24 protein-coding genes and 1 pseudogene are annotated in these 23,112 nt (G+C 71.5%); 10 read left to right on the plus strand and 15 right to left on the minus strand.

Annotated features, from left to right (window positions below):
• Nucleotides 1–39 precede the first annotated feature (39 nt).
• Nucleotides 40–1,281: a cytochrome P450 family protein gene (locus MQN93_RS26950; RefSeq protein WP_242711595.1), complete on the minus strand. Its 1,242-nt coding sequence runs from the start codon at nucleotides 1,279–1,281 to the stop codon at nucleotides 40–42.
• Nucleotides 1,282–1,423: 142 nt separating this feature from the next.
• On the opposite strand from MQN93_RS26950, the gene MQN93_RS26955 reads away from it, so the two are divergent.
• On the plus strand, nucleotides 1,424–2,206 hold the full coding sequence (locus MQN93_RS26955) for an alpha/beta fold hydrolase (RefSeq protein ID WP_242711596.1): 783 nt from the start codon (nucleotides 1,424–1,426) through the stop codon (nucleotides 2,204–2,206).
• Nucleotides 2,207–2,233: 27 nt separating this feature from the next.
• On the opposite strand, the gene MQN93_RS26960 is transcribed toward MQN93_RS26955, so the two are convergent.
• Nucleotides 2,234–2,767: a DoxX family protein gene (locus MQN93_RS26960; protein ID WP_016433039.1), complete on the minus strand. Its 534-nt coding sequence runs from the start codon at nucleotides 2,765–2,767 to the stop codon at nucleotides 2,234–2,236.
• A 167-nt stretch (nucleotides 2,768–2,934) separates the two neighbouring features.
• Here MQN93_RS26960 and MQN93_RS26965 point away from each other — a divergent pair, with 167 nt between their 5' ends.
• A complete protein-coding gene (locus tag MQN93_RS26965) occupies nucleotides 2,935–3,462 on the plus strand; it encodes a hypothetical protein (RefSeq protein ID WP_242711726.1) in 528 nt (175 codons plus the stop codon).
• A 13-nt stretch (nucleotides 3,463–3,475) separates the two neighbouring features.
• On the opposite strand, the gene MQN93_RS26970 is transcribed toward MQN93_RS26965, so the two are convergent.
• On the minus strand, nucleotides 3,476–4,042 hold the full coding sequence (locus MQN93_RS26970; RefSeq protein WP_242711597.1) for a hemerythrin domain-containing protein: 567 nt from the start codon (nucleotides 4,040–4,042) through the stop codon (nucleotides 3,476–3,478).
• 83 nt (nucleotides 4,043–4,125) lie between these two features.
• Between MQN93_RS26970 and MQN93_RS26975 the strand changes: the two genes are divergently transcribed.
• The gene (locus MQN93_RS26975; protein ID WP_242711598.1) at nucleotides 4,126–5,058 is read left to right on the plus strand and encodes a LysR family transcriptional regulator; all 933 of its coding nucleotides are present in this window, start codon (nucleotides 4,126–4,128) and stop codon (nucleotides 5,056–5,058) included.
• A 52-nt stretch (nucleotides 5,059–5,110) separates the two neighbouring features.
• Here MQN93_RS26975 and MQN93_RS26980 read toward each other — a convergent pair whose 3' ends face one another.
• The gene (locus MQN93_RS26980; protein ID WP_016433035.1) at nucleotides 5,111–5,326 is read right to left on the minus strand and encodes a DUF4177 domain-containing protein; all 216 of its coding nucleotides are present in this window, start codon (nucleotides 5,324–5,326) and stop codon (nucleotides 5,111–5,113) included.
• Nucleotides 5,327–5,495: 169 nt separating this feature from the next.
• On the opposite strand from MQN93_RS26980, the gene MQN93_RS26985 reads away from it, so the two are divergent.
• Nucleotides 5,496–5,888: an MmcQ/YjbR family DNA-binding protein gene (locus MQN93_RS26985; protein WP_037781332.1), complete on the plus strand. Its 393-nt coding sequence runs from the start codon at nucleotides 5,496–5,498 to the stop codon at nucleotides 5,886–5,888.
• Between the two features lie 6 nt (nucleotides 5,889–5,894).
• Here the strand turns inward: MQN93_RS26985 and MQN93_RS26990 are convergent, their stop codons facing one another.
• The 3 genes and pseudogenes from MQN93_RS26990 to MQN93_RS27000 all read right to left on the minus strand — a co-directional run.
• Nucleotides 5,895–6,401 carry a hypothetical protein gene (locus tag MQN93_RS26990; RefSeq protein ID WP_242711599.1) on the minus strand — a complete coding sequence of 169 codons (507 nt, stop codon included), beginning with the start codon at nucleotides 6,399–6,401 and terminating at the stop codon, nucleotides 5,895–5,897.
• Between the two features lie 198 nt (nucleotides 6,402–6,599).
• Nucleotides 6,600–6,884: a hypothetical protein gene (locus tag MQN93_RS26995; protein WP_242711600.1), complete on the minus strand. Its 285-nt coding sequence runs from the start codon at nucleotides 6,882–6,884 to the stop codon at nucleotides 6,600–6,602.
• A 112-nt stretch (nucleotides 6,885–6,996) separates the two neighbouring features.
• Nucleotides 6,997–7,617, minus strand: a pseudogene (locus MQN93_RS27000) (aldehyde dehydrogenase family protein); the annotation flags it as partial.
• Between the two features lie 38 nt (nucleotides 7,618–7,655).
• Here MQN93_RS27000 and MQN93_RS27005 point away from each other — a divergent pair.
• Nucleotides 7,656–8,144 carry a TetR/AcrR family transcriptional regulator gene (locus MQN93_RS27005; protein ID WP_242711727.1) on the plus strand — a complete coding sequence of 163 codons (489 nt, stop codon included), beginning with the start codon at nucleotides 7,656–7,658 and terminating at the stop codon, nucleotides 8,142–8,144.
• Here the strand turns inward: MQN93_RS27005 and MQN93_RS27010 are convergent.
• On the minus strand, nucleotides 8,080–9,303 hold the full coding sequence (locus tag MQN93_RS27010; RefSeq protein WP_242711601.1) for an MFS transporter: 1,224 nt from the start codon (nucleotides 9,301–9,303) through the stop codon (nucleotides 8,080–8,082). The genes MQN93_RS27005 and MQN93_RS27010 overlap by 65 nt on opposite strands.
• Complete coding sequence (locus MQN93_RS27015) at nucleotides 9,300–9,890, minus strand: helix-turn-helix domain-containing protein (protein ID WP_016433027.1); 591 nt, start codon at nucleotides 9,888–9,890, stop codon at nucleotides 9,300–9,302. The genes MQN93_RS27010 and MQN93_RS27015 overlap by 4 nt, the downstream gene beginning before the upstream one ends.
• Between MQN93_RS27015 and MQN93_RS27020 the strand changes: the two genes are divergently transcribed.
• Complete coding sequence (locus MQN93_RS27020; RefSeq protein ID WP_242711602.1) at nucleotides 9,889–10,410, plus strand: GNAT family N-acetyltransferase; 522 nt, start codon at nucleotides 9,889–9,891, stop codon at nucleotides 10,408–10,410. The two genes, MQN93_RS27015 and MQN93_RS27020, sit on opposite strands and share 2 nt — an antisense overlap.
• Before the next feature lie 9 nt (nucleotides 10,411–10,419).
• On the opposite strand, the gene MQN93_RS27025 is transcribed toward MQN93_RS27020, so the two are convergent.
• Together MQN93_RS27025 and MQN93_RS27030 are read right to left on the minus strand one after the other, a co-directional pair.
• Complete coding sequence (locus MQN93_RS27025; protein WP_242711728.1) at nucleotides 10,420–12,090, minus strand: MFS transporter; 1,671 nt, start codon at nucleotides 12,088–12,090, stop codon at nucleotides 10,420–10,422.
• 116 nt (nucleotides 12,091–12,206) lie between these two features.
• Nucleotides 12,207–12,674: a MarR family winged helix-turn-helix transcriptional regulator gene (locus MQN93_RS27030; RefSeq protein WP_016433024.1), complete on the minus strand. Its 468-nt coding sequence runs from the start codon at nucleotides 12,672–12,674 to the stop codon at nucleotides 12,207–12,209.
• A 150-nt stretch (nucleotides 12,675–12,824) separates the two neighbouring features.
• Here MQN93_RS27030 and MQN93_RS27035 point away from each other — a divergent pair, with 150 nt between their 5' ends.
• Nucleotides 12,825–13,490 carry a TMEM175 family protein gene (locus tag MQN93_RS27035; RefSeq protein ID WP_016433023.1) on the plus strand — a complete coding sequence of 222 codons (666 nt, stop codon included), beginning with the start codon at nucleotides 12,825–12,827 and terminating at the stop codon, nucleotides 13,488–13,490.
• A gap of 31 nt (nucleotides 13,491–13,521) precedes the next feature.
• Here MQN93_RS27035 and MQN93_RS27040 read toward each other — a convergent pair whose 3' ends face one another.
• On the minus strand, nucleotides 13,522–14,859 hold the full coding sequence (locus MQN93_RS27040; protein WP_242711603.1) for a transcriptional regulator: 1,338 nt from the start codon (nucleotides 14,857–14,859) through the stop codon (nucleotides 13,522–13,524).
• A 212-nt stretch (nucleotides 14,860–15,071) separates the two neighbouring features.
• Here MQN93_RS27040 and MQN93_RS27045 point away from each other — a divergent pair, with 212 nt between their 5' ends.
• Nucleotides 15,072–15,881, plus strand: a complete 810-nt coding sequence (locus tag MQN93_RS27045) for a DUF4232 domain-containing protein (protein WP_242711604.1) — start codon at nucleotides 15,072–15,074, stop codon at nucleotides 15,879–15,881.
• 19 nt (nucleotides 15,882–15,900) lie between these two features.
• On the opposite strand, the gene MQN93_RS27050 is transcribed toward MQN93_RS27045, so the two are convergent.
• Nucleotides 15,901–17,157 (minus strand): MFS transporter, encoded by a 1,257-nt coding sequence (locus MQN93_RS27050; protein WP_016433020.1) that lies wholly within the window; start codon nucleotides 17,155–17,157, stop codon nucleotides 15,901–15,903.
• Nucleotides 17,158–17,309: 152 nt separating this feature from the next.
• Here MQN93_RS27050 and MQN93_RS27055 point away from each other — a divergent pair, with 152 nt between their 5' ends.
• The gene (locus MQN93_RS27055) at nucleotides 17,310–18,170 is read left to right on the plus strand and encodes a LysR family transcriptional regulator (RefSeq protein WP_016433019.1); all 861 of its coding nucleotides are present in this window, start codon (nucleotides 17,310–17,312) and stop codon (nucleotides 18,168–18,170) included.
• An 88-nt stretch (nucleotides 18,171–18,258) separates the two neighbouring features.
• Here the strand turns inward: MQN93_RS27055 and MQN93_RS27060 are convergent, their stop codons facing one another.
• Nucleotides 18,259–19,047 carry an NPP1 family protein gene (locus MQN93_RS27060; RefSeq protein ID WP_242711605.1) on the minus strand — a complete coding sequence of 263 codons (789 nt, stop codon included), beginning with the start codon at nucleotides 19,045–19,047 and terminating at the stop codon, nucleotides 18,259–18,261.
• A 253-nt stretch (nucleotides 19,048–19,300) separates the two neighbouring features.
• Here MQN93_RS27060 and MQN93_RS27065 point away from each other — a divergent pair, with 253 nt between their 5' ends.
• Nucleotides 19,301–20,020, plus strand: a complete 720-nt coding sequence (locus MQN93_RS27065) for a DinB family protein (RefSeq protein ID WP_242711606.1) — start codon at nucleotides 19,301–19,303, stop codon at nucleotides 20,018–20,020.
• Nucleotides 20,021–20,072: 52 nt separating this feature from the next.
• On the opposite strand, the gene MQN93_RS27070 is transcribed toward MQN93_RS27065, so the two are convergent.
• Nucleotides 20,073–23,111, minus strand: a complete 3,039-nt coding sequence (locus MQN93_RS27070; RefSeq protein ID WP_242711607.1) for a glycoside hydrolase family 2 TIM barrel-domain containing protein — start codon at nucleotides 23,109–23,111, stop codon at nucleotides 20,073–20,075.
• Between the last annotated feature and the right edge of the window lies 1 nt (nucleotide 23,112).

Consider the following 23,112-nt stretch of genomic DNA (forward strand, 5'->3'; position numbering starts at 1 on the left):
CGACCGGAACGGGGGACCGGTCGGGCCCCCCTCGGCGTTCTACGCCCGTAGCCGCACCGGCACCTCCTGCCAGCCGAACGCGATGAACGACGGCACCTGCCGCAGTTCGTCCTCGTCGACGGCCAGGCGCATCCCGGGGAAGCGCCCGAAGAGGGCGGGCAGTGCGGTCAGCGCCTCCACCCGGGCGAGCGGAGCACCGATGCACCGGTGCACGCCGATGCCGAACGACAGGTGGTCGTCGGCCCCGCGCGCCGCGTCGAAGAGGTCCGCGTCCGGCCCGTAGTGCGCGGGGTCCACTCCCGCGGCGGCGTACGTCGTGATGATGGCGTCGCCCGCCGGGATCGTGACGCCGTCGGCCTCGATGTCGCTGACGGCGAACCGCAGCGGCAGCGCGGCGATCGACGGATGCAGCCGCAGGGTCTCGTCGACGACCGCGTCCCAGCTGATCTTCCCGGCCCGTACGGCGGCGAGTTGCTCGGGGTGCCGGAGCAGGGCGACGACCGCGTTGCCGATGAGGTTGACGGTCGTCTCGAACCCGGCGCCGATCACCAGCAGCAGGGTGTACAGCAGTTCCTCGTCGCTGAGCCGGTCGCCGTCCTCGTCCCGGACCCGGATCAGCTCGGTGGTGAGATCGTCCCCGGGGTGCTCGCCGCGGTGGGCGATCAGCGCGGGCAGGACCGTCCCGATCTGCTGCTGCACCGATGCGGCGTGTTCCGAACTGGGGTCGGAGGTGTCCATGATGGCCGCGACCATCCGCGCCGTGTCGTCCACCAACTCGTCCGGCACACCGAACAGTTCGCAGATGATCCGCAGCGGCAGCGGATGCGCGAGCGCCGACTTGACGTCGACCACCCGGCCGTCGGCGCCGGCCGCCTCCAGCGCGTCGAGCAGCTCCGCGGTGATCGCCTCCACGCGCACGCGCATCGCCTCGGTGCGCCGGCGGGTGAAGCTCGGCGCCACCAGCTTGCGCAGGCGCGCGTGGTCCGCGCCGTAGGTGGAGAGCATGTTCACCACGCCCACCCAGCCCAGTACCCAGCCCCAGGAGGGGTGTTGGCCGACCTCCGGCCACAACCTCCAGTGCAGGCGCGGGTCCTTGCTGACCCGGGGATCGAGGATCAGGTTCTTCAGGGTGTCGTAGTCGGTCGGCGCCCAGGCGGGAATGCCGCCCGGAAGGTCGACGGGGACGATCGGGCCGAGGGCGCGCAACCGGGCGCTCTCCGCGGGGATGTCGGCGCCGAACGGGTCGATGACGAAGCGGTCGATGCGGTCGGTGACGGTCACGGCGGATCTCCCGGAGGTGGGGTGGAACGGGCCGAGTCCGCGGCCCGCCGGGCCGGCACTCGCGTGGGCGCGGGCCGGTGACGCGAACCCCCGCGCCCGCTACGCTACCCGCCAGTAACCGGATGTAACCAGGGGGGTACCGATGCCGCAGCTCGAAGTCCACGGCGCAGCGCTGACCTATGACGACGAGGGCCCGCGCGAAGGCGACGGCGTGCCCCTGGTGTTCATCCACGGCTGGACGGCGAACCGGCACCGCTGGGACCACCAGATGACGCACTTCGCCCGGACCAGGCGCGTGATCCGCCTCGATCTGCGCGGCCACGGCGACAGCGGCGGAAAGGGCGTGCGCACCATCGCGGAGCTGGCCGAGGACGTGACCGCCCTCCTCGATCACCTCGACGTCGAACGGGCGGTGCTGGTGGGCCACTCGATGGGCGGCATGATCGCGCAGACGATCACGCTCGACCAGCCCGAGCGGGTGGAGCGCCTCGTCCTGGTCGACTCCATCAGCCGCATGACCTACAGCCGCGGACGCGGCCTGCTGATGGGCGCCTCGACACTCGTCCCCTTCAAGCTGTTCATCGCCGCCAACATCCGGCGCGCCTTCGCGCCCGGCTTCCCCCGCGAGCAGGTCCGCGCCTACATCAAGGCCTCCGCGGACACGCCCCGCGACGTCGTCATGCCGCTCTACGGCGCCATGCGCGCCTTCGACGTACTGGACCGGGTCGGCGACATCCGCGTACCCACCCTCATGGTGCACGGCTATCACGACATCCAGCTGCCGCTGCGGCAGATGCTGCGCATGGCCAAGGCCTACCCGGACGCGGTGGTCCGCATCATCGACGCAGGACATGAACTGCCGGTGGAGAAACCCGCCGAACTGACCACGGCCCTCGACCAATTCCTGACCTCCGCCGAGAAGTAGGGCGAACCCCGAGCGCGCCCGGGGCGATCAGCGGCTCAGCTTGGCCTTCATGCCGCCGACCGTCGCGGCGGGCCGTGCCGTGGCGCGCACCGACCGGCCCACCAGGTTGGCCTCCCGGCGCAGGTCGTGAGCGGCATGGCGGCCGCGCCAGGCCAGCGAGGGGGCACCGGCGGTGTCGTCGGCAGCGATCAGCAGACCGCCGAGCATCGACAGGTTCTTCAGGAAGTGGATCCGCTGCTGAGCGCGCTCGTCGGGATCCTTGGCCTCCCAGAAACGGTGCCCCGCCAGGGTGGTCGGCACCAGCGTGGCCGCGATGGCCAGCGCCGCCGGCCGGGGCAGCCGCCCGCTGCCCAGCAGCAGACCCGCCACCAGCTGTACGGCGCCGTTGAGCCGTACGACCTGTTCGGTGCGGTCGGGCAGCTGGGGCACCCGCTCGGTGACCGGCTGGACGACGGGCTCCGCGGCGGGAGCGACCTGTTCGGGAGCGCGCAGCGAGTCCATACCGCCCGCGACGAACATGGAGGCGAGCATGGGCCGGCCGACCAGACGCAGGAGACTCATGAGCCTCTCCTCGGAGTGTGGGGATGTGCAGGGACCCTCCGGGTTCCCGACGGGCTGTGGTCGATGCCACGTCACCGGTGGCGGCACGGGCATGTCGCCATAGGGAGTCGGCCGCTACCGTTTTTTCACGGTTCCAGTTCTCGCTCATGCAATACGGACGGCCCGCAGTGCTCGCAGACCTCTCCCCGCTCATCGCGGCGACCGCCCAGTGGCTGACCTGCGCCTACCCCTCGGCGGGCGGTGCGCGGGCCGCGACCCTGTGCGAAGTGCAGGCCCGCCAAGCCGTCACGGTCGCGGCATGGCTGCGCTACCCCACCCCGGCGGACGCGGCACTCGTCGGCATCGCGGGCCCCGGCGGCTCGGCCCGCCTGGACTGGATCTCGGGCGCGGACCACACCCTCGGCCACGACCCGGACGCCCACGCCTGGCGCACCTGGGTCGACGAGGTAGTGGCCAGCTGGGCGGCCTGTCTGCTGACCGATCCGGATCTGGCCCGTCTCGCGGTGGACGCCCTCGCCGAGGGCAGCCGCGACGCCGGTGATCCCGGCAGGTTCCGGCGCCTTGTCGCACCCGACGAGACCGACCGGCGTGCGGCCGCTCTGCTGCGCCACCCGGATCTGCTCGCGCCCGTGAGCGCACTCCACCAGGACCAACTCCTGGACCTGCTCAAGCCGGGACAGGCACTCACCGCCTGACGCGCGAGCCCTTTCACGCCCCCATGCCGCGACCGCTCAGTGCGTCACGCATCCGGTCGACCAGTCCCGCACCCGGTGCCATCAGCTTGTTCGCCGGAGGGGTGTCCGGCGCGGAGGGGTGCGGACGGGTCGGCGCCGTCTTCTTGGCCCGGCGGACCTTGTCGCCCAGTTCGTCGAGGGCCTCGGGCGTGCAGGCGGTGCGTAGCCGCGGAAAGAGGTTTCCTTCCTCGTCGGCGATGTGCGCGCGGACGTCGCTCATCAACTGCCCGACGAGCCGGTCGAATTCGGCGTCACCGGCCTCACAGCTCTCCAGATCCTTCATGATCTGCTCGGCCGTCGAGTGATCCTCGATCTCCCGGTCCGCCAGGGCGTCGCCGTCGGGCAGATGCTCCCGCACCGCCGGGTACAGGTACTCCTCCTCGGCCACGGAGTGCCGGACCAGTTCGATCGTGGCCCGGTCGGCGTACACCTTGCGGTCCTTGTCACCGGGCGGCAGCGCCTCGATGCGGCCGAAGAGGTCCTCGACCTCCCGATGGTCGAGCGCTAACGCCCACGCTCCGGCTCGGGCCCCGTCAGTCATGGGCAAGGGCATGGGCACGGCCCGCTTCCGTACGAGCTCATGCGGCAGGCGAAAGTCGGGCGCGACTAGTATGCGTTCCCGTCATGGACTTCACGGATGTCTCGCTGACCGCGCTGCGCGTGCTGCGTGCGGTGGCCGAACAGGGCACGTTCACCGCGGCAGCGGCGTCGCTGGGCTACACCCAGTCGGCGGTGTCACGGCAGATCGCCGCGATCGAGCGGGCGGCCGGCGCGCAACTGCTGGAACGGCGGCGTGACGGCGTACGGCTGACCGCGGCGGGCCGCGTCGTGATGCGCCGGGCGACGGTCGTGCTCGACGAGATCGAGGCCACCGCGCGCGAGCTGTCCGGCCTTCCGGAACAGGCCGGCACGGTCCGCCTGGGATGGTTCCCCAGCGCCGGAGCCGTCCTCGTGCCCACGGCCCTGGCCGCGCTGCGCCGCACCGACCCCGGCCTCGACGTCGTCACACGGGAGGGCACCACTCCGGCACTGGTGCGCGCCCTGCGCGCCGGCAGCCTGGATCTGGCGCTGCTGGCCTCGGTGCCGCCCTTTCGGCCGCCGGACACGGAATCGCCTCCGCTCGCAGTGCAGACGCTCACCGAACGGGCCCTGTGTCTCGCGGTGCCCGCCACCCACCCCCTCGCCCGCGGCGCCTACGTCGACGTGGCCGACCTGCGCGGACAGCGCTGGATCGCGAGCACCGGCTCCGGCGAGGACCGGCTGATGGGTGTGTGGCCGGGCCTGGACGAGCGGCCCGAGATCGCCCACACCGCGCGCGACTGGCTGGCCAAACTCCGCCTCGTCGGCGCCGGTTGCGGGCTCACCACCGTGCCCGCCTCTCTCGCCGGGGCCGCACCGCCGGGCGTATGCATCCTGCCGGTCCGCGGCGGGCCCCAGGAACAGCGGCGCCTGCTGCTGGCCCGGCTGCCGCACCCGCCGAGCGAACCGGTCGTGCGCGTGGCAGCCGCCCTCCGCGCGTCCGCCCTCGACGCCGAAACGGCGGGCCCGGCGGCATGAAGCAGGGTCCGCGCGGCACGCACGGACCCTGTGCCATGAGCGGTGCGCCGTGTCAGGCGCGCGGCCGCTCGAAGGTGAGGAGCAGGCCCTCGACCGCTCCGGGCCCTATGCGGCCCTTGACGTCGGCCGAGGTGATCGCCTTCAGTGCCCAGCCGTCCTCGGCATGCTTGTTGAGGACCTTCTCCAGCTTGCCGCTGTCCAGCGCGTCACCGATCAGGGACTCCCTGAAGGAGACGACCTTGTACTCATAGCTGTAGGCGTGACTCATGGCTGTGGTGTCCTCCTGTGCGTCGGCGGCGGTGCGGGCACCAGCCAATCACGGTGCCACGGCACTCGGCACAGCGGTGCGCCCTTCGTCCGCGAGGACGTCCGATCCGCGAAGGCAACTCATCCGCGACGGCATCGCGGGAGATGTCCCCATGGACTACGGTCGACGGATGGCAACGTGGGACGACGTCCGGAACCTCGCACTCGGCCTCCCCGAGACCAGCGAACGGATCTCGCGTGAACTGCCGCAATGGCGTGTCAAGGACAAGCTGTTCGTCTGGGAACGGCCGCTGCGGGGCACGGACCGCGAGGCGCTCGGCGACGCCGCGCCGGACGGGCCGATCCTCGGCGTCCGGGTCGCGGACGTCGGTGTGAAAGAGGCGCTTGTGGCCTCCGACCCCGGCGTCTACTTCACCACCCCGCACTTCGACGGCTATCCGGCGGTTCTGGTCCGCCTCGACCGGATCGGCTCCGCCGAGCTCCAAGAAGTGATCACGGAGGCATGGCTCGTCCAGGCCCCGAAACGCCTGGCGGAGCAGTTCCTCGACACGGGCGGCTCATGAGCCCGCTCAGCAGTCGCGGGACCCGTCCTGCTGTTCGCCGGTGAGCGTTCCGCCGGGGTGCGGCCACTGTGCGAGCGAGATCATCCGCATCACCCGGTGCAAGAGGTAGCCCGCCAGCGGCAGTTCGCCGAAGACCGCGAGCGCCGCCGCCGGCCACACCTCGGAGGTGCCGAAGGAGAGCGACACGTCGAACCACGCGTCGCCGATCAGCAGCACCGCCGTCGCCAGTCCCGCCACGATCACGGCGCGGTGCCGCAGCCAGCCGAGCAGCACGGTCGCGGCCATCGCGATCAGGAGCAGGACGTCGAACCCGACCCAGGCGACACGCCAGTGGTGCACCTTGTAGCCGGACGGCAGCGTCAGCGCCAGCAGCACGGTCCACGGGACGAGCGCGACGGCGCACACCGTCAGCAGTTCCAGGGTGTGCCGCCGGTGCCGGCGACTCCGTTCGAGCAGTTCGGGCGACGCGACGGGAGCGGCCCCTTGCGGACCGCCGGCCTTCAGGTCGCTCACGTCACCCGCTCCGTTCGCTCTGCGGCGCCCGCACGACTCAGGGGATGCGGGACCGATCGATGTCCAGTACGACAAGACGGCGGTCGACGGCATTCCCGGCACCGCCGATCTCCGCGCCGCGCCGCAACACCGGGAACGCGACCGAGCTCCGAGTCCCGTACACCTGGCGATGTGCGGGATGCGGAGCTCGGGGGTGGGTCATCCGTGGCAGAGGAGGACGATGAGACCGTCGCAGTCGTCGCCGTCGTCGTCCCAGTCGTCGTGACCGCGGTGGGCGCCGCGGTCGTCGTGGCGGTGGTCGGCCGTGGCCTTGGCGGGACCGTCCGGGCGGGGCGCCGCGGCCATGGCGGGTGAGGCCGCTCCCGCCAGGGCCGCACAGGCGAGGCCCAGTGCGGCTCCCACCGCGAGTATTCGCGGAATGCGGGGGCCGGCCTTCTCGGAGTGACGGAGGGGTTCGCTGTGGTTGCGTTCTGCAGTGTTCATGCAGTCACCGTGCCTGCCCCGACGGCCGATTTCGCGCCGGGCGGACCGATCGGGTGAGGCGGCCGTGACGACGCGGGCCCTTCATGGTCAACGCCCGTTCGTGCGGCCCCGGTCAGAGCGTGACGGTCTTGTACTCGACGTACTGGGAGAGCCCGACCGCGCCGTACTCGCGGCCGATCCCGCCGGCCTTGTAGCCGCCGAACGGTCCGTCGAAGGCGATGGGCGCACCGTTGACCGTGACCGTGCCGGTCCTCAGCCGGCGGGCGACCGCGAGTGCATGGGCCCGGTCGGCGGACCACACCCCGCCCGAGAGCCCGTACTCGGAGTCGTTGGCGATCCGTACGGCGTCGTCCTCGTCGTCGTAGGCGATGACGTCGAGCACCGGGCCGAAGATCTCCTCCTGGGCGATCCGCATCGAGTTGTCGACGTCGGCGAACACGGTCGGCGTCACGTAGTTGCCGCCCTCCAGCCCCGGGGGCACGTGCGGACCGCCGGTGACGAGCCGGGCGCCCTCCTTGATGCCGAGTTCGATGTAGTCCCGCACGCGCTGCTGCTGGTCCGGCCGGACCATCGGGCCGATGAAGGTGTCGGGGTCGTTCGGGTCGCCGACCTTGAGCGACTCCACCAGCTCCTTGAGCGCGGCGACAACCTCCTCGTAGCGGCTGCGCGGGGCGAGGATGCGGGTCTGTGCGATGCATGCCTCGCCGTTGTTGAGCTGTGAGAGCAGACGCAGCACGCAACCTGGAAGCCGTTCTGACGACCGGGGCGCGCATGCTCGCCGACGACCCCGGCGCGAGCATCGCCGCCATCGCGGCCGAGGCGGGTGTCGACCGGCGCACCGTCTACCGGCGCTTCCCCTCCCGCGAGGAACTGCTGGCAGCCATCTACGAAGCCCGCTACGAGGCCGTCGAGCGGGTCGTCGAGGACGCGAGGCTGCGTGAGGCCCCCGTCGCCGTGGCCCTGCACCGCTACGTCGAGGGGATCATCGGCGTCAATCGCACGTGGCCCGTGGAACTCACCCGGCTGAAGGCCGACGAGGAGATCCGTGGGCGGCGCGACGCGTTGATCGGGGAGCTGGACGCGTTCTTGGAGCGTGCCGTCTCAGAGGGGCTGCTGCGTGCGGACCTTCCCGCCGCATGGACGGGTTCGCTGCTGCCGCAGCTGATGCATCTGGCCTCGCAGCAGATGTCTCAGCTCACCGCGGCTCAGGCCGCCGACCTGGTCGTCGACACGTTTCTGCAGGGGCTCGGCGCGCGGTGACACCCGGGGCGAGCCGGCCGCCGACGGCCGCTGCGAGGAGCAGCGCGGCGAGCGCGGTGAGGGCGGTGCCGCGCCAGCCGAAGGCGTCGAGCAGGGGAGCGGCGAGGGCGGTGCCGAGGGCGCCGATCGTGAAGTACAGCACCAGATAGACGCTGCTGAGACTGCCGGAGCGCTGCGGGTCGAGGGCGATGATCCGGCTCTGGTTGGCGGCCTGTGCCGCGAAGCATCCGGCGTCGAAGAGCGCGAGTCCGGCAGCGGTGACCGGCGGCATGCCCAGTCCGGCGGTCAGCGCTGCGACGCCGATCGCGGCGGCCGCCATGGAGGCGGTGATCACGGTGCGCGGGCTGTACCGGTCGGTGAGGCGTCCGGTCAGGGGCAGCGCGACGAAGCCGAGAAGTCCGGCCAGGCTGTAGAGGCCGATGGCGGTCGGGGCGAGCGAGTGGGGCGGCCGGGCGAGAGCGAGCGCGAGGGCGACCCAGACCAGGGTGAAGGCGAAGTACCAGAGGCCGCCTGCCACCACCGCGGTGCGCAGCTGCGGCACATCGCGCAGCAGCGGGGGAAGCGAGGCGAGGGCCGACCGGTAACCGCGGTCGGAGCGCGGCCGCTCCCGGGGCAGCACCAGGGCCGTGGCCCATGCGCCGAGCAGCGCGAGGGCGGCGAAGACGAGGAGCATCCGCCGCCAGCCGAGCGCGTCGGTGAGCGCACCTCCCGCGAGGCGGCTGAGCAGGATGCCGGCCGACATGCCGGCGGCCACCAGGGCCACGCCGGCACCGCGGCGTCCGGGCGCGGCGTGCCGTCCCGCGATGGTGCCGGCCTGGGCGGCGACGCTCGCGGACGCCCCGACGAGGACGTAGGCGGCCAGCAGGACGACCGGCCCGGGTGCGGTGGCCGCGGCGACCAGAGCGGCGGCCAGGGCGCCGAGCTGCGCGGGGACCAGTCGGCCGGGGGCCACCCGGTCGGTGAGCGGCAGCAGGAGGGCGAAGCCGATCGTGCAGCCGACGAGGGCGGCGGTCGGTACGAGGCCGATGACGGCCGTGGAGACCCGCAGATCGGCGGCGACGACGCCGAGCGCGGGCTGGACGGCGTAGTTGTTCGCGATCGCCGTGCCCGCTGTAGCGGCGAGCAGGAGGGTGCCGCCGCGGGGGAGCGGCCGGGTCACGGCCGGGTGTCGCGGGTGAGGACGACGACGTAGCGGCACTCGGTCCCGGTGGTGTTGGCGAAGACACGGTCGGTGGGTGCGCCGAGTTCGATGGTGTCGCCCGGCTCGAGGTCATGGACGGTGTCGCCGTCGTGGAAGGTCAGCCGGCCGTCGAGGACCCAGACCACCTGCCGTACGAAGGCGAAGGCGGCCGCCGGGTACGGCACGCGGGCTCCGGCGGGGAGAACGATCTCGGCGATCTCGGCCGGGAACCCGGGGCCGGTGATCTGCCGGCGCCGGTAGCCGGTGCCGGGGTCGCGCCACTCGGCCGCCTCGGCCCTGCGCCTGACTCCCGCACTGCGGTCCGTGTCGTCCTCGGTGCCCTCGGCGAGGGCGAGCAGGGAGGCGACGCTCAGCTGGAAGGCGGCGGACAGCTTGCCGAGCACGACGGCCGTGGGGCTGCTCTCGCCGCGTTCGATCCGGCTGATCATCGCCTGGGAGACACCGGAGGCGTCCGCGAGCTGGGCCAGGGTCCAGCGGCGGCGCTCCCGTTCGGTGCGCACCCGTGCGGCGATCCGTCCCACGAGCGGATCTACTATGTTGGACATGAATCCAATATACGAGAGGAGCCGCCGGACGGTCACGGTGCGCCCGGCCCGCTCCGGCGACGGGGAGGCCGTCCGGGCCATCCGCAACCACGCCGTCGAGCACTCGACGGCCCTGTGGACGCAGACCGTCCAGTCCCCGGCGCAGGGGGAAGCCTGGCTCGCCGCCCATCTGGAGCGCGGTTCGGCGTTCGTCGCCGAACTGGAGGGCGAGGTGGCCGGGTTCGCGGTCTACGGCCCCTGGCGCGAGCTCGACGGCTACCGCCACACCGTCGAGGACTCCGTCTACGTACGCGAGGACCGGCAGGGCCTGGGCATCGGATCAGCCCTGCTGACCGCTCTGATCGCCTCGGCCCGCGAGGCCGGCCGTCACGTCATGATCGCCGGCATCGAGGCCGGGAACAGCGGGTCGATCCGGCTGCACGAACGGTTCGGCTTCCACCACGCCGGCACGGTGCGGGAGGTGGGCACCAAGTTCGGCCGCTGGCTCGACCTGACGATCATGCGGCTGCCCCTGAGCTGAGAGCCGCGCCTACGACGCCGAGTTGTGCGGGGTCTGCGACGCCGTAGGGGCCTTGCCGGTGGCGGCGGGCCGGTCCTTGTGCGGACCTCCGGGAGCGGGACGATGGCTGCCGCGCAGAGCGGAGGCGACCGCGGAGACCAGCGCCATGCCCGCCGCGACGCTGAAGACGATCGTCAGGCCGTGGTGGAAGGGACCGGAGACCAGCTGCGGGAAGAAGCTGTGGCCGGTCAGGGCCGCGCGCTGGGCCGCGGAGACATGGTCGAGGGACCCGTCGGACGCGAGGAGGTGCTGGATCGGGTTGTTGCCGAGGAAGGTGGCGAACAGCGTGCTCACCGGCGGCAGCGAGGCGGCGTGCTCGGCCGCGCCGGCCGGTACGCCGTGCGCCTGCAGCCCGCTGCTCAGCGTCCCGGGCAGGGAGGACGCGAGCCCGGAGACCATCAGGGAGAAGAACACCCCGATGGACAGGGCCGTGCCGGAGTTCTGGAACGTCGAGCGCATGCCGGAGGCGACGCCCCGGTACTCGGGCCGCACACTCCCCATGATCGAGGACGTGTTCGGTGCGGAGAACATGCCCTGTCCCAGCCCGTTGAGCAGCAGCAGCGCCGCGAACAGGCCGTAGTCGAAGTTCACCGGCAGGGCGAGCAGGCCGAGGAAGGACGCGGCGACCACCAGCAGGCCGGCGGTGGAGAACAGCCGCGCGCCGAAGCGGTCCGACAGGAAGCCGGACACGGGCCCCGCGATCAGGAAGCCGACGGTGAGCGGCAGCATGAAGACGCCCGCCCACAGCGGCGTGTCCTCGAAGTCGTAGCCGTGCAGGGGCAGCCAGATGCCCTGCAGCCAGATGATGAGCATGAACTGCAGGCCACCGCGCGCGATCGCGGTCAGCAGCGCGGCCAGATTGCCCGCGGCGAAGGCGCGCACCTTGAACAGGGCCAGGTTGAACATGGGCTCGGCGACGCGCGTCTCGACGTAGCAGAAGAGCAGCAGGAGGGCGGCGCCGCCGATCAGGCCCGTCAGGACCCAGGGGTTGGCCCAGCCGGTGGCGCTGCCGCCGTAGGGCTGGATGCCGTAGGTGATGCCCGCCAGCAGGATGCCCGCGCCGACCGCGAAGGTGAGGTTGCCCATCCAGTCGACGCGGCCGGGCCGGCCCGACGCCGTCTCGCGGAGGCTGAGGTAGGACCAGATCGTGCCGGTGATGCTGATCGGGACGCTGACCCAGAAGACCGCACGCCAGTCGACGGCGGCGAGCAGACCGCCCGCGAGAAGGCCGAGGAACTGGCCGGCGAGGGCGGTGATCTGGTTGATGCCGAGGGCCATGCCGCGCTGCCGGGTGGGGAAGGCGTCGGTGAGGATGGCCGCCGAGTTGGCGGTGAGCATCGAGCCGCCGAAGGCCTGCACGATGCGCCAGATGATCAGCCACAGGGCGCCCGCCCCCGCGCGGAACGGGTCCAGGGACAGGGCGACGGACGCGCACGCGAAGATCAGGAAGCCGAGGTTGTAGATCCGCACCCGGCCGAACATGTCGCCGAGCCGGCCGAGGACGACCACGAGGACGGCCGAGACCAGCAGATAGCCGAGGATCATCCAGAGCAGATAGCCGATGTTGCCCGGCGCGAGCGGGTCGAGGCCGATGCCGCGGAAGATCGCGGGCAGGGAGATGATCACGATGGAGGCGTCCATCGTGGCGATGAGCACGCCGAGCGTGGTGTTCGACAGCGCGACCCACTTGTAGCCGGGCCCGACGGGGGTGTCCTTCCCGCGTGCCGAGCGCAGGGCGCCGAAGGTGAAGGGCCCGTTCACAGCTGTTCCGCCAGCCGGTCCAGGAGCGGAAGCGCCGCCGCGAGCGCGGCCCGCTCGTCCGCGGTGAACTCCTCCAGGACCGCCCCGAGCCGGTGCACGGACTCCGAGCGGCGCTCGGCCAGCATGGTGCGCCCCTCGTCGGTGATCGCCACGATGCTGCGCCGCCCGTCCGCCGGGTCGGGGCTACGGCCGATCAGCCCGCGCTGCTCCAGCAGCGTGAGGGTGCTCGCCATCGCCTGCGGGCGGACCCGCTCCATCTCGGCGAGCGCGGTCGGTGTGTCCGGGCCGTCGTTGGAGAGCCGCGAGAGCACCGAGACACCGGAGAGGTTGACGTCCCCCACGGCATGGGCCTGGCGCAGCCGCCGGGTCACCCTTCCCATCGCGAGCCGCAGGTCGTACGCGAGCTGTGCGGTGTCGCTGGGGTCGCGCGTCTCGCCGCGACCCGCACCGGTGTTCACCTTCATGGGTACTCAGTCTAGTTTTATCAGTTGCAACTGTTCAACCAATTGTTAGTAAATCCCAAGTACCCTTCCCTCACAGGGCGTTCACGCCATCACGGCACCCGCGTGATAGATATGGCACTCTCCCCTCCACGAATCCCAGGTGCCACACACATGCCCAACCGCCTCTACGTCCCCTTCCGTCGTGAAGTCCTCGTGGGACCGGAACGACTGGCGTTCTTCGGCGACGCCGTGTTCGCGATCGCGATCACGCTGCTCGCACTCGACATCAGCGTCCCGGAGGACCTGCCCGACTCGGACGTCGCCCACGCCGTACGCGAGGCGGTGCCGGCGATCGGCGCCTATCTGCTCAGCTTCCTCGTCATCGGCGCGCTCTGGCTGGCCCAGCACGCGCTGTTCCGCCTGATCGCCACCGTCGACCGCTGGCTGCTCTTCTGCTACTTCGCGCTCCTCGCGATCGTCGCCGCACTGCCGTTCCCGACCAAGCTGATCAGTGAGTACGGCGACACGACCACGGGAACCGCCTTCTACGCCGCGTCGATCTTCCTGACGGTCGTGCTCTACTGCGCGATGTATCTCCGCCTGATCGCCAAGCCGGGGCTGACAGCGCCACACGCCACGCCGTCGAACCTGACCGAGGTGTTCCGCCGCAGCCTGGTCGTGGCGCTGGTCTTCGCCACGTCCGTCCCGGTCGCGTTCTTCTCGCCGACGCTGGCCAAGTACTGGTGGCTGCTGGCGGTCCCCGCCAACCTGCTGTTCCGTGCGCGGCCCGCCGCCGCGTCCGGCGGACAGGACGAGTCGCAGCCCTCGGAGGGATAGAAGGTCGTGACCGCCGGCCGGCGCCGGGACATCAGGAGGACGTCTGCGCCTTGGTCCAGGCGTTCCCGCCGGGGATGAACTCGTAGGCGGGACGCCCGGCGTTGGCGCTGGTGCGGAACGGCCGCCCGTGGTTGTCGATCCGCACCGTTCCGTGCCGGGTGCCGCTGGACCAGTTCAGTTCCAGATACCACCTCGCGTCGTACGCCGAGGTGTCGGCCTTGATGTAGAAGACCTCCGGGTCGGACTCGCTCACCTTGAAGGGGAAGTTGCGCTGCCCCGACTTCGGTACGGCGACCGGGCGGGCCGAGTCGAGGTCGACGCGGAAGGAACGGGTCTGCACACCGCCGCCGCAGCCGACGCCCATGGCGTAGTCGTTCCAGGGCAGAGGCGCGCTCCTGCCGGCCGAGCGGACGGCAAGGCTGTTGAGGACGACGGTCTCCTTGCCCGAGCCCTGCACGGTGAGCGTGACGTACTGCTCTCCCGCCGAGACCCCGCCGGCCGCCGCCAGCCAGGCGGTCGCGTCCTCCTCCACGGGCGGCGGACCCACCTGGGCGGGCGGCTTGTCGATCAAGTAGTGCTGACTGCAGGGGTCCTCCCAGCTGTACGGCTGGGTGGTCACCGTCAGCGGCGTACCGGAGGCGGGGTGGTCGACGGTCGTGGAGGGGGAGGCCCCGGCCGCTCCCGGGTCCTTGGCCGGCTCCTTCGCCCGGCTCTTGGCCGAGGAGGACGCCGAGGGCGACGCATGGGACGGTGACGGCGACCCGGTGCTCCCCTTCGCCTTCCGCTCCGCGTCGTTCGTCGCGGAGGCGGCACCGGCGGAGCGGGCCCGGCCGTCGTCGGCATCCCGCGACGGCAGGTTCGCGGTGAGCGCTGCCGCACCGACTACGGCGACCACCGCGATCCCGGCGAAAACGGCCCGCCGGGTGGGGCGCGGCTTCCTGGGCGCGGGGCCGCCGGACGCCACAGCGCCGGGCGCGGCAGCGGGCTCGTCCGTGACAGCGAGACGGCCCGACGGTTCGTCCGCGACCGCGGCATCGGCTGTCGGTTCGTCCGCGCTCGCGGCATCGGCAGCCGCCTCGTCCGCCGCAGCGAGGTCGCCCGCTGTCGTGCCCTTCCGGCTGCGGTTCGCGTCCGCCAGCACCCAGCGCCGGTGCAGCTCGACGAGTTCCTCGGGCGACGCCTTGCACAGGCGGGCCAGCCGTTCGACCGGTGCGTAGTCCGTGGGCACGGCATCGCCGTTGCAGTACCGGTGCAGCGTCGACGTACTCATGTGCAGTCGCTTGGAGAGCGTCCCGTAGCTGAGCCCGGACCGGTCCTTCAACTCCCGCAGCAGCCCGGCGAACCCGGCCTCGGCAGTGTCCCGCGACACCGTTCCTCCCACCCCATGTCCCGTTCCGGCGTTCCAGGAACAGGTTGTTTCAGCAGTTCAGAGCCCATTTCGGCGTTCCAGCGTCCCTGATCCCCCGGTGGACGTGGCATCTGGAACGGATCACCGTACAGGCTGAGGTCATCCAAGCACGCCGATCCCGGGAACCGTCTCAGCGGTGGCCCCGGCCTTGTCATCAGGAGATGGATCCAGCCATGCACGCCTCTCGCACCAGCACCGACACCAACACCGCCCCCAACAACGGCGCCTCTGCCACCAACCGCCCCGCCCGCACGCCCCGGTTGCTCGTGAGCGCAGCAGCAGTCACGCTCACCGCACTCGCCCTGACGGCCTGCCAGAACGGAACGGGCACCAAGGACGAGGGCGCGGCGACGACTTCGGCGTCCGTCACGGCCGACCTCTCGGCCGGCGGGACCGGAAAGGCACAGGACCAGAGCTCCGCGACCGGCGGGCAGACCACCGGGGGAAAGACCGGCGGGAGCAACGGCGGCGGCGCACAGAGCGGCGGGGGCAAGAGCGGGAGCGGCACCGGCTCCGGAAGCGGGAAGGGCGCCTCGGGCACGTCGGCCTCGGACAAGCGCGCCCTGTGCAACGGCTCCAACACCAAGGTCACCGTGCAGACGGTCTCCCGCCCGCTCAACCACATGCTGATCACGGTCGAGAACACCGGCTCGAAGACCTGCGACCTGACGTACTACCCGGTGCTCCGCTTCGACGAGATGCAGTGGGCGCCGACCGCGATGAAGGACACCCAGCCGCAGGCGGTGGTGACCCTCGCGCCCGGTGAGTCGGGCTACGCGGGCGCCCTGCTCTCGGCCGCCGACGGCAGCGGTGAGGGCGGGCAGACGGGGCACCGGCTGACGGTCGCGTTCCAGGGCCTGACGCCGAACAGCAGCGGCGGTGCGTCCGCCGTGCCCACGCTGCCCGCCAAGGGGGTCTACTACGACAGCTCCCTGACGGTCACCTACTGGCAGCAGAACATGGCGGACGCGCTCGACTCGTGAGCGCCCCGGGCGGCCTCGCTCAGCTTGCCCGGGCGCGCCTCGCGAGGAGCGCCACACCGGCGAGCAGGGCGAGGACCACGACGGCGAACCAGGTCATCGCGCCGGACGTCGAGGTGTAGCGGCCGGCGACGCCGAGGCCGACGGGCAGCAGCGCCAGGCCGACGTAGGAGACCAGGAACAGCCCGGCGAGCGCCTCGCCTCGCCGGGCTGGGGCCGCCATCGCGGCGACGGAGCCCACGGCGGACTTGAAGAGCATCCCGGCCCCGGCGCCGGCGACGATGCCGGCGAGGACGAACACGGTGAGGCTCGCGATGTGCACCCCCACGGCGAGCACGGCCACCCCGACCGCCTGGGCGAGCAGTCCGGCATTGCGGCGGGCCCTCGGGGAGAGCCGGCCTGTCAGCACCTGTGCCGCGGCCGCCGCGCCGAAGACCACGAACACGATGAGCCCGGCCAGTGCGCGGGACGGATGGTGCAGGGTGCCGCCGACGAAGCCCGGGACCAGGGAGGTGAAGAGTCCGAAGACGGCCAGCGACGCGAAGCCCGCGGCGACCGCGGCGATGTAGCCGGCCCGGTCGCCGTGGTCGGCGCTCACCCGCTGCGGCCGGTAGACGGGTCTGGTCGCCGGCTTCTCCACCGTCTCCGGGGTGAGCGCGACGGCGGCCACGCCGACCAGCAGGGCGACGCCGACGACGGCGTAGGGCAGACGCAGCGGTGCGCCGAGGTACTGGGCCAGCAGACCCGCCACCAGCGGGCCGACGCCCAGGCCACCGATGTTCGCCGCCGTCGACACGATCTCGAAGCGCTGCGGCGAGCCGCCCGGCCGGTGCGCGCTGTGCAGTTCGTGCAGATGGGCCGTGGCGGTCGCGGTGAGCATGCCGACACCGAGCCCGGTGACGAGTCGCGCGACGAGCAGGACCGGCAGCGACGGCACGGCGAGGAACAGGGCGGCGGCGACGAGTTCCAGCAGCAGCGCCGCGGCGAGGACCTTCTTGCGGCCGACCCAGTCCGAGACGTGCCCGGCGAGCACCAGACTCACCAGGACGCCGACGGCGTAGACCGCGAACACGACCGTCACCGTGAACGTCGAGAAGCCGTCGTGCGCCTGGTAGAGCGGATACAGAGGCGTCGGCACCGTGGAGAACGCCATGGCCGTCACGAACACCGCCGCGATCGTCCAGAACCCGACGCCGTACGAGCGGCGGCCGAAGCGGCGAGCCTCCGGCTCCTGGCCGGCGTCGCCTCGCGCGCGGCGGGTGGCCGAGGACATCGACATCTGAGCACTCCGATCCCTGAACGGTTCATCAGGCGGCGCGACAGCCGCCTGACGCTCACAACAGGTGTCCGGTGTGCTCGCTTCCCCTTCGGTCGAGATGATCGTAGATAACGGTAATCTCTCCAAGCGATGAGCGCGGGGAAGGCGGACGCATGGAGCTACGGCAGATGGCGGTCGTCGTCGCGGTCGCCGAGGAGGGCGGCTTCACCGCGGCGGCACGCAGGCTGCACGTGGTGCAGTCCGCGGTCTCCGGGACGGTACGCGCACTGGAGCACGAACTGGGGGCGAGGCTCTTCCAGCGCACCACGCACCGGGTGACGCTGACCCCGGCGGGGCGGGCCTTCCTGTCCTCCGCGCGTACGGCCCTCCAGGCGGCGGAGGAGGCACGCGCGGCGGTGACCCTGGCCCAGGAGGAGCTGAGCGGAGAGGTCACCGTCGGTGTGATGCAGGGGCTCTACGCCGGTCTGGCCCCGGGGCTCGCCGCCTTCCACCGGGAACACCCGGGCGTGGCGGTGAGACTGCGGCAGGCCCCGGCGGACGACATTCCACGCGACCTGCGGGAGGGCCTCGTCGACCTGGCCGTCGTGGCCCTCGACTCCGCCCGGCTCCGCGGACTCGCCACCAGGGCGCTCGCGCAGGAGGAGATGGTCCTGGTGACCGCTCCGGCGGAGGCCCGGCTGCCGGAGGGGCCGGTGACGCCGGCCGAGGCCGTCGCGCTGCCGCTGGTGGACTTCCCGCTGGGCTGGGCGATCCGCACCTCGGTCGACCGGGCCCTGCGGTCGGCCGCCGTCGAACGCACCACCGCCTTCGAGGTGAACGACGTCCTCGGCGCCACCGACCTGGTGCGGCACGGCCTCGGCGTCTGCATCCTGCCCGCCTCGCTGGCCGCCCGCTTCCCCGACCTGTCGGTGCGCCGCTTCACAGCGCACGCACCGACCTGGCGGATGAGGGTCGTTCACCCGAAGGGGGACCTACCGCCCGCGGTGGCCGAACTGCTGCGCCACATCGGGTAGTTGCCGTCAGCCGGTGGGTGGTTGCCACCAGCCAGTGGGCAGTTGCCGTCAGCCAGTGGGTAGTTGATCAGCCAGTGGGTGTCGTGCCTCAGGCATTCGGGTCGAACGGAATGCCCGACGGCATCGAGTGGGCGAGGCCGTACTCGAAGTCGCCGTCCTTGATCTTGATGGTGGCCGCACCGAAGTCCGCGCTCAGGAGCTTGTCGCGGTAGCCGGCCGGATAGCCGTTCCAGCCCACCAGCCGCGGGTAGAACCAGCCGCCGGTCACGTTCTCCGGAGGGTCGTCGTTGGAGTTGGCGAAACGGAAGTCGTGGGTGGACACACCGTCCTTGTGGTAGACGATCTTCGGGTGGGTGCCGTCGAAGCGGATGGCCGAGGCGGCCGCCACCTGGTAGCCGCTGTGCTGGGACACCGACACGTACTGGACCTGGTTGTCGTTGATCCACACGACGACGTGCTCCCAGTCGTGCGTATGGCCGATGGCCGCCGGTCCGAGTGTGGCCTGATCCTTCTCGAAGTAGCTGGCGTACATCACGGCGCACCAGCCGTTGTTGCACTTCTCGCGCGAGTAGGTGTTGGCGTTGGCGAGCTGGGCGTAGTCGTGGCAGTGGCCGTTGACGTCGCCGCCGAGCTTCAGGCCCGGGTTGATGGTGCCGTCCGCGCCGATGGCCGCGGTGGCGTAGCAGCCGTCGCCGTCGCCGTCGTAGTCGTAGGCGGGGGAGAAGCTCTGCTCCAGGCCGTCGGCGTTCTGCGGCAGCAGCGTCAGCACATTGGCGTCGGCCTGCGCCGGGAGCGCCACGACCAGGGCCATCGCGCCGAGGACGGCGGCGATCGCCGTCCTGCGGGTCCTTGCGACCCGCGTGAGGGGATTGCGCATGTCGACTCCTACGGGTGGCTGGTCACCGTGTGAACCGACGAGCGCGCGCACGCGGTGGGGTTCGCCCGGTGAAACTAAAGGTCCGGACCACTTTCGTCAAGATGTGAAGTAATAGCTGAGAGAGGGGAGTTGAGCATCCGTCACGGGTTCGCGAGGCGCACCGCGGTCGCGGAAATCCGTCGCGCCCGAGACGGCGGAGCCGTTAGCCTCCGGCTGGCGGAGCCGGGCAGTTGACCACGATGGGGGAGTGGGCATGGAGACCAGCGGCGAACGGACCGACCGTTTCGGCATTCTGCTCGACCAGTTCGACATGGCCAGGGAGATGGCACAGGTACGGCTCACGGGTCTCGGTGACGAGGAGTACCTGTGGGAGCCGGTGCCCGGATCCTGGTCGATCCGGCGCCGGAGCGAGGCGACGACGCCCAGGGCGTTCGGGCCGGGCGAGTGGGTGCTCGACAAGGGTGCCCCCGACATCCCGGCGAGCGAGTACGCCGAGATCGCCCGGGACGTCGCGGGCGGCATGACGATCGAGAAGATCGCGAAGGACTGGAGCGTGAGCACGCAGCGGGTCGAGGAGGTCCTCGCCCACACCGGCCCGGTGCAGCCGGACGCCGCTCCGGTCACCACGATCGCGTGGCGGCTCGGGCATCTGCACTCCAACTTCGCGGGCGACTGGGAGTGGACCTTCGGCGAACGGCGGCGCGACCCGCACGAGTTGGTCGACTTCACCCCCGATTCCGCCCTGGCACTGCAGCGGTTCTGGGCGACGGTCGACCGCTGGCGCGAGAGCGTCGCCACCGTCACCGAGGGGCAACTGGACACGGTCGGGTTCTCGCAGTACCCGTACGGCTCCAACCCCGACGAGCCGTACATCTGCGTGCTGTCGGGCATGAACCTCGAATTCATCCACCACATGGCCGAGATCGCGCTCCTGCGGGACCTGTGGCGGGCGCGCCCCACGGCAGGCAGCTGAATGCCGCCCGCCATGGAGACGTCGCCCGCCTTGCGGCCGACACCGCCCTCGATCACCTGGGAGCGGTGATACGGAGCCTGATCGTGCGGGCCTCCGGTCGCAGTGCGAACTCGGGCCATACGTCCGGTCCGCAGGCCCGTGAACCGAGCCCGTGCTGGGCCGCGTCGATGATCAGGTGACTGGTCGTCGAGTCGGGCAGTTCGAAGGGGTGCTCGGCCCGTGCGATCTGCTGCGGGGTGTGACGGCTCAGCGTGAAGCCGGGTCGGCGGCCCTGGGTGTCCGGCACGGCCACGATGCGCAGCGTCTCCAAGTCACCGCACTTCAGTGATAGTTGACGCAGGTGTGAGCGGTGTCCGGTCTCCTGAGGGCGTGCGTAGTCGACCGAGAGATCGCGGATGGTGGAGGAGAAGCGGCCCGTGTACGCGGCGCGCAGGCTGTCGGCGTAGGACTCCAGCGGGCCCAGCCCGAACCACTCGGCCCCGTCGACGGGGGCCGTGCCGTCGGGCAGCTCGAAGCGGACCCCGATCCGTGGCCAGACCGTCCGCCAGCCGCGCGACGGCTCGATCTCCACCCGCAGTTCCAGTTCACCGTCCTCCAGTGACCAGACGGACTCCACCAGCACCGACAGCGCGGAGTTCGCCGCGGAGACCTTGTCCACGGTGCGCAGGGCGTCCTCCGCACCTTCCACGGACAGCCGTCGCGTGGTCAGCCGGTCGAGACCCTCGCCTCGCCACAGGTCGGCGCTGGACACCCCGGCCGTGCTGTCGTCACTGCCCACGACGGTGCCGGCCCCGCTCTCGTCGTTGTCCGTCGGCGCGCGGAACAGCTCCAGCCGCGGGCCCGAGACGGCCCGGCCGGCGAGGCGGACGAGGGAACCGCCGACGAACTCCGCGATGCCGAGGGCCACCGTTCCGTCACTCGGCCGCCAGTCGCCGCGGACTCGGGCCGCGGGCACGGCGGGGCGGCGAACCGTCCGGTCCAGCTGGGCAGTTGCGATCACATGACCTTCGGGTGCCCAAGCGGTCGGCGATGCCAGCACCGCGTCGATCGTGAGCCATGTCTCGGCGTCCGGGGCCACCGCGACCGGCGGCAGGGGAACCCACTCCGAGCCGCCCGCCGCGACGACGGGGACGTCCAGGTCGCCGGATTCCACGAGCCTTCCATCATGCTCGACACGCCAACGGAAGCGCAGATCCGACGTGTCGGCCGAATGCCGGTGGTTGGTGACGGCCAACTTGTCGGCCTCGAAGGTGAATCCGACCGGCTGCACGACCGCCTTGAACTCGTACAGGCTCGGCGTCGGCACATCGTTGCTCAACACCATGCCGTCCATCACGAAGTTGCCGTCGTGCACGACCTCTCCGAAGTCACCGCCGTAGCCGTAGAACGGGGTCCCGTCCGGGGTCGTCGTCAGGATGCCGTGATCGCGCCACTCCCAGACGAAGCCGCCGTGCAGCCGCGGATGCCTGTGCACCAGCGCCTCGTACTGGTCGAACCCACCCGGTCCGTTGCCCATCGCATGCGCGTACTCGCACAGCAGGAACGGCTTGGTGCGCTGCCGGGCGCCTTGCGCGGGCGTGCAGTTGAGCAGGGGCGCAGTTGAGCCGTCGGTGCCGATCTGCTCGGTCTCCGGCACCGTCGAGTACATGCGTGAGTAGACGTCCGTGTACTCGCCGGCGTGGTCGCCCTCGTAGTGCACGGGGCGCTCGGCGTCGCGGGCGTGGACCCAGGCCGACATGGCGGCGAGGTTGCTGCCGGTGCCCGCCTCGTTGCCGAGCGACCAGATCACGATGCTGGGGTGGTTCTTGTCCCGCTCCACCGTGCGCTCGATGCGGTCCAGCAGCGCGGGGCGCCAGGTGGGGTCGTCGCTCGGATTGCCCACCCAGTCGACCGTGCCGAAGCCGTGTGTCTCCAGGTCGCATTCGAGGACGACCCAGAAGCCGAGTTCGTCGGCCAGGTCGAGCAGCCGGGGATGCGGCGGATAGTGGCTGGTGCGGATGGCGTTGACGTTGAACCGCTTCATCAGGGCCAGGTCCTCGCGGGCGTGCTCCTCGTCGAAGACGCGGCCGCGCTCGGGGTGGGTCTCGTGGCGGTTGACCCCGTGGAACACCACGCGTCGGCCGTTGACCAGGAACCGGTCGCCGCGGATCTCGACCGTGCGGAAACCCACCCGCAGGGCGATGCTCTCCGCGGCCGAGGACACGGTCGCCTCGTACAGGCGCGGCTGTTCGGCCGACCAGGGCTCGACGTCGGCGAGCTCGACCGGTGCCACGTCGGCGGGCGTGGCCCAGACCTGCTCGACGCCGAGTTCGGGGACGCGCAGGGTGACGGGGAAGGCGGACTCGTCGGCGACGACCTCCGGGTCGATGCGCCCGCGTCCGTTGTCGAAGCCGGTGCGCAGCCAGACGTCCTCGATGCCTCCCGCGGGCCGGGCGAGCAGGGTGACATCGCGGAAGATGCCCGGCAGCCACCACTGGTCCTGGTCCTCGACGTAACTGGCCGCGGACCACTGGTGCACGCGGACGGCGACGACGTTGTCGCCGGGGCGCACGGCCGAGGTGACGTCGAACTCATGGGCCAGCCTGCTGCCACTGGCGCTGCCGATCGCGACGCCGTTCACCCACACCCGGAACAGCGACTCGACCCCGTCGAAGCGCAGCACCATACGCTCGGCGTCCGACCAGTCGGTGGGCAGGGCGAAGTGGCGGCGGTAGTCGCCGGTGGGGTTCTCGTCCGGGACGTACGGCGGGTCGATCGGGAACGGGAACTGGACGTTGGTGTAGATCGGCCGGCCATAGGCGCCGTCGCCCTGGAGCACCCAGTGCGAGGGCACGGGGATGTTGTCCCAGCCCTCGTCGTCGAATGCGTCGGCCGCGAAGTCCTCCGCCGCCGATGCCGTGGGAGACAGACGGAACCGCCAGGACCCGTTGAGGGAGAGGGAGGGAGCGTCGGAGTGCAGCCACGAGCGCGCGGGGCGCAGTGCGCCGCGCCCCGGTGCGGTGTCCGAAACAAGTGCGGAGAGCTCGGAAGGCAAGAGGTCACAACTTTCTTGGTGGCAACAGGTGTTGTCGGTGGGGGAGCTGAACGTCATC

Source organism: Streptomyces spinosisporus, assembly GCF_022698145.1.
Taxonomy (GTDB): Bacteria; Actinomycetota; Actinomycetes; order Streptomycetales; family Streptomycetaceae; genus Streptomyces; species Streptomyces spinosisporus.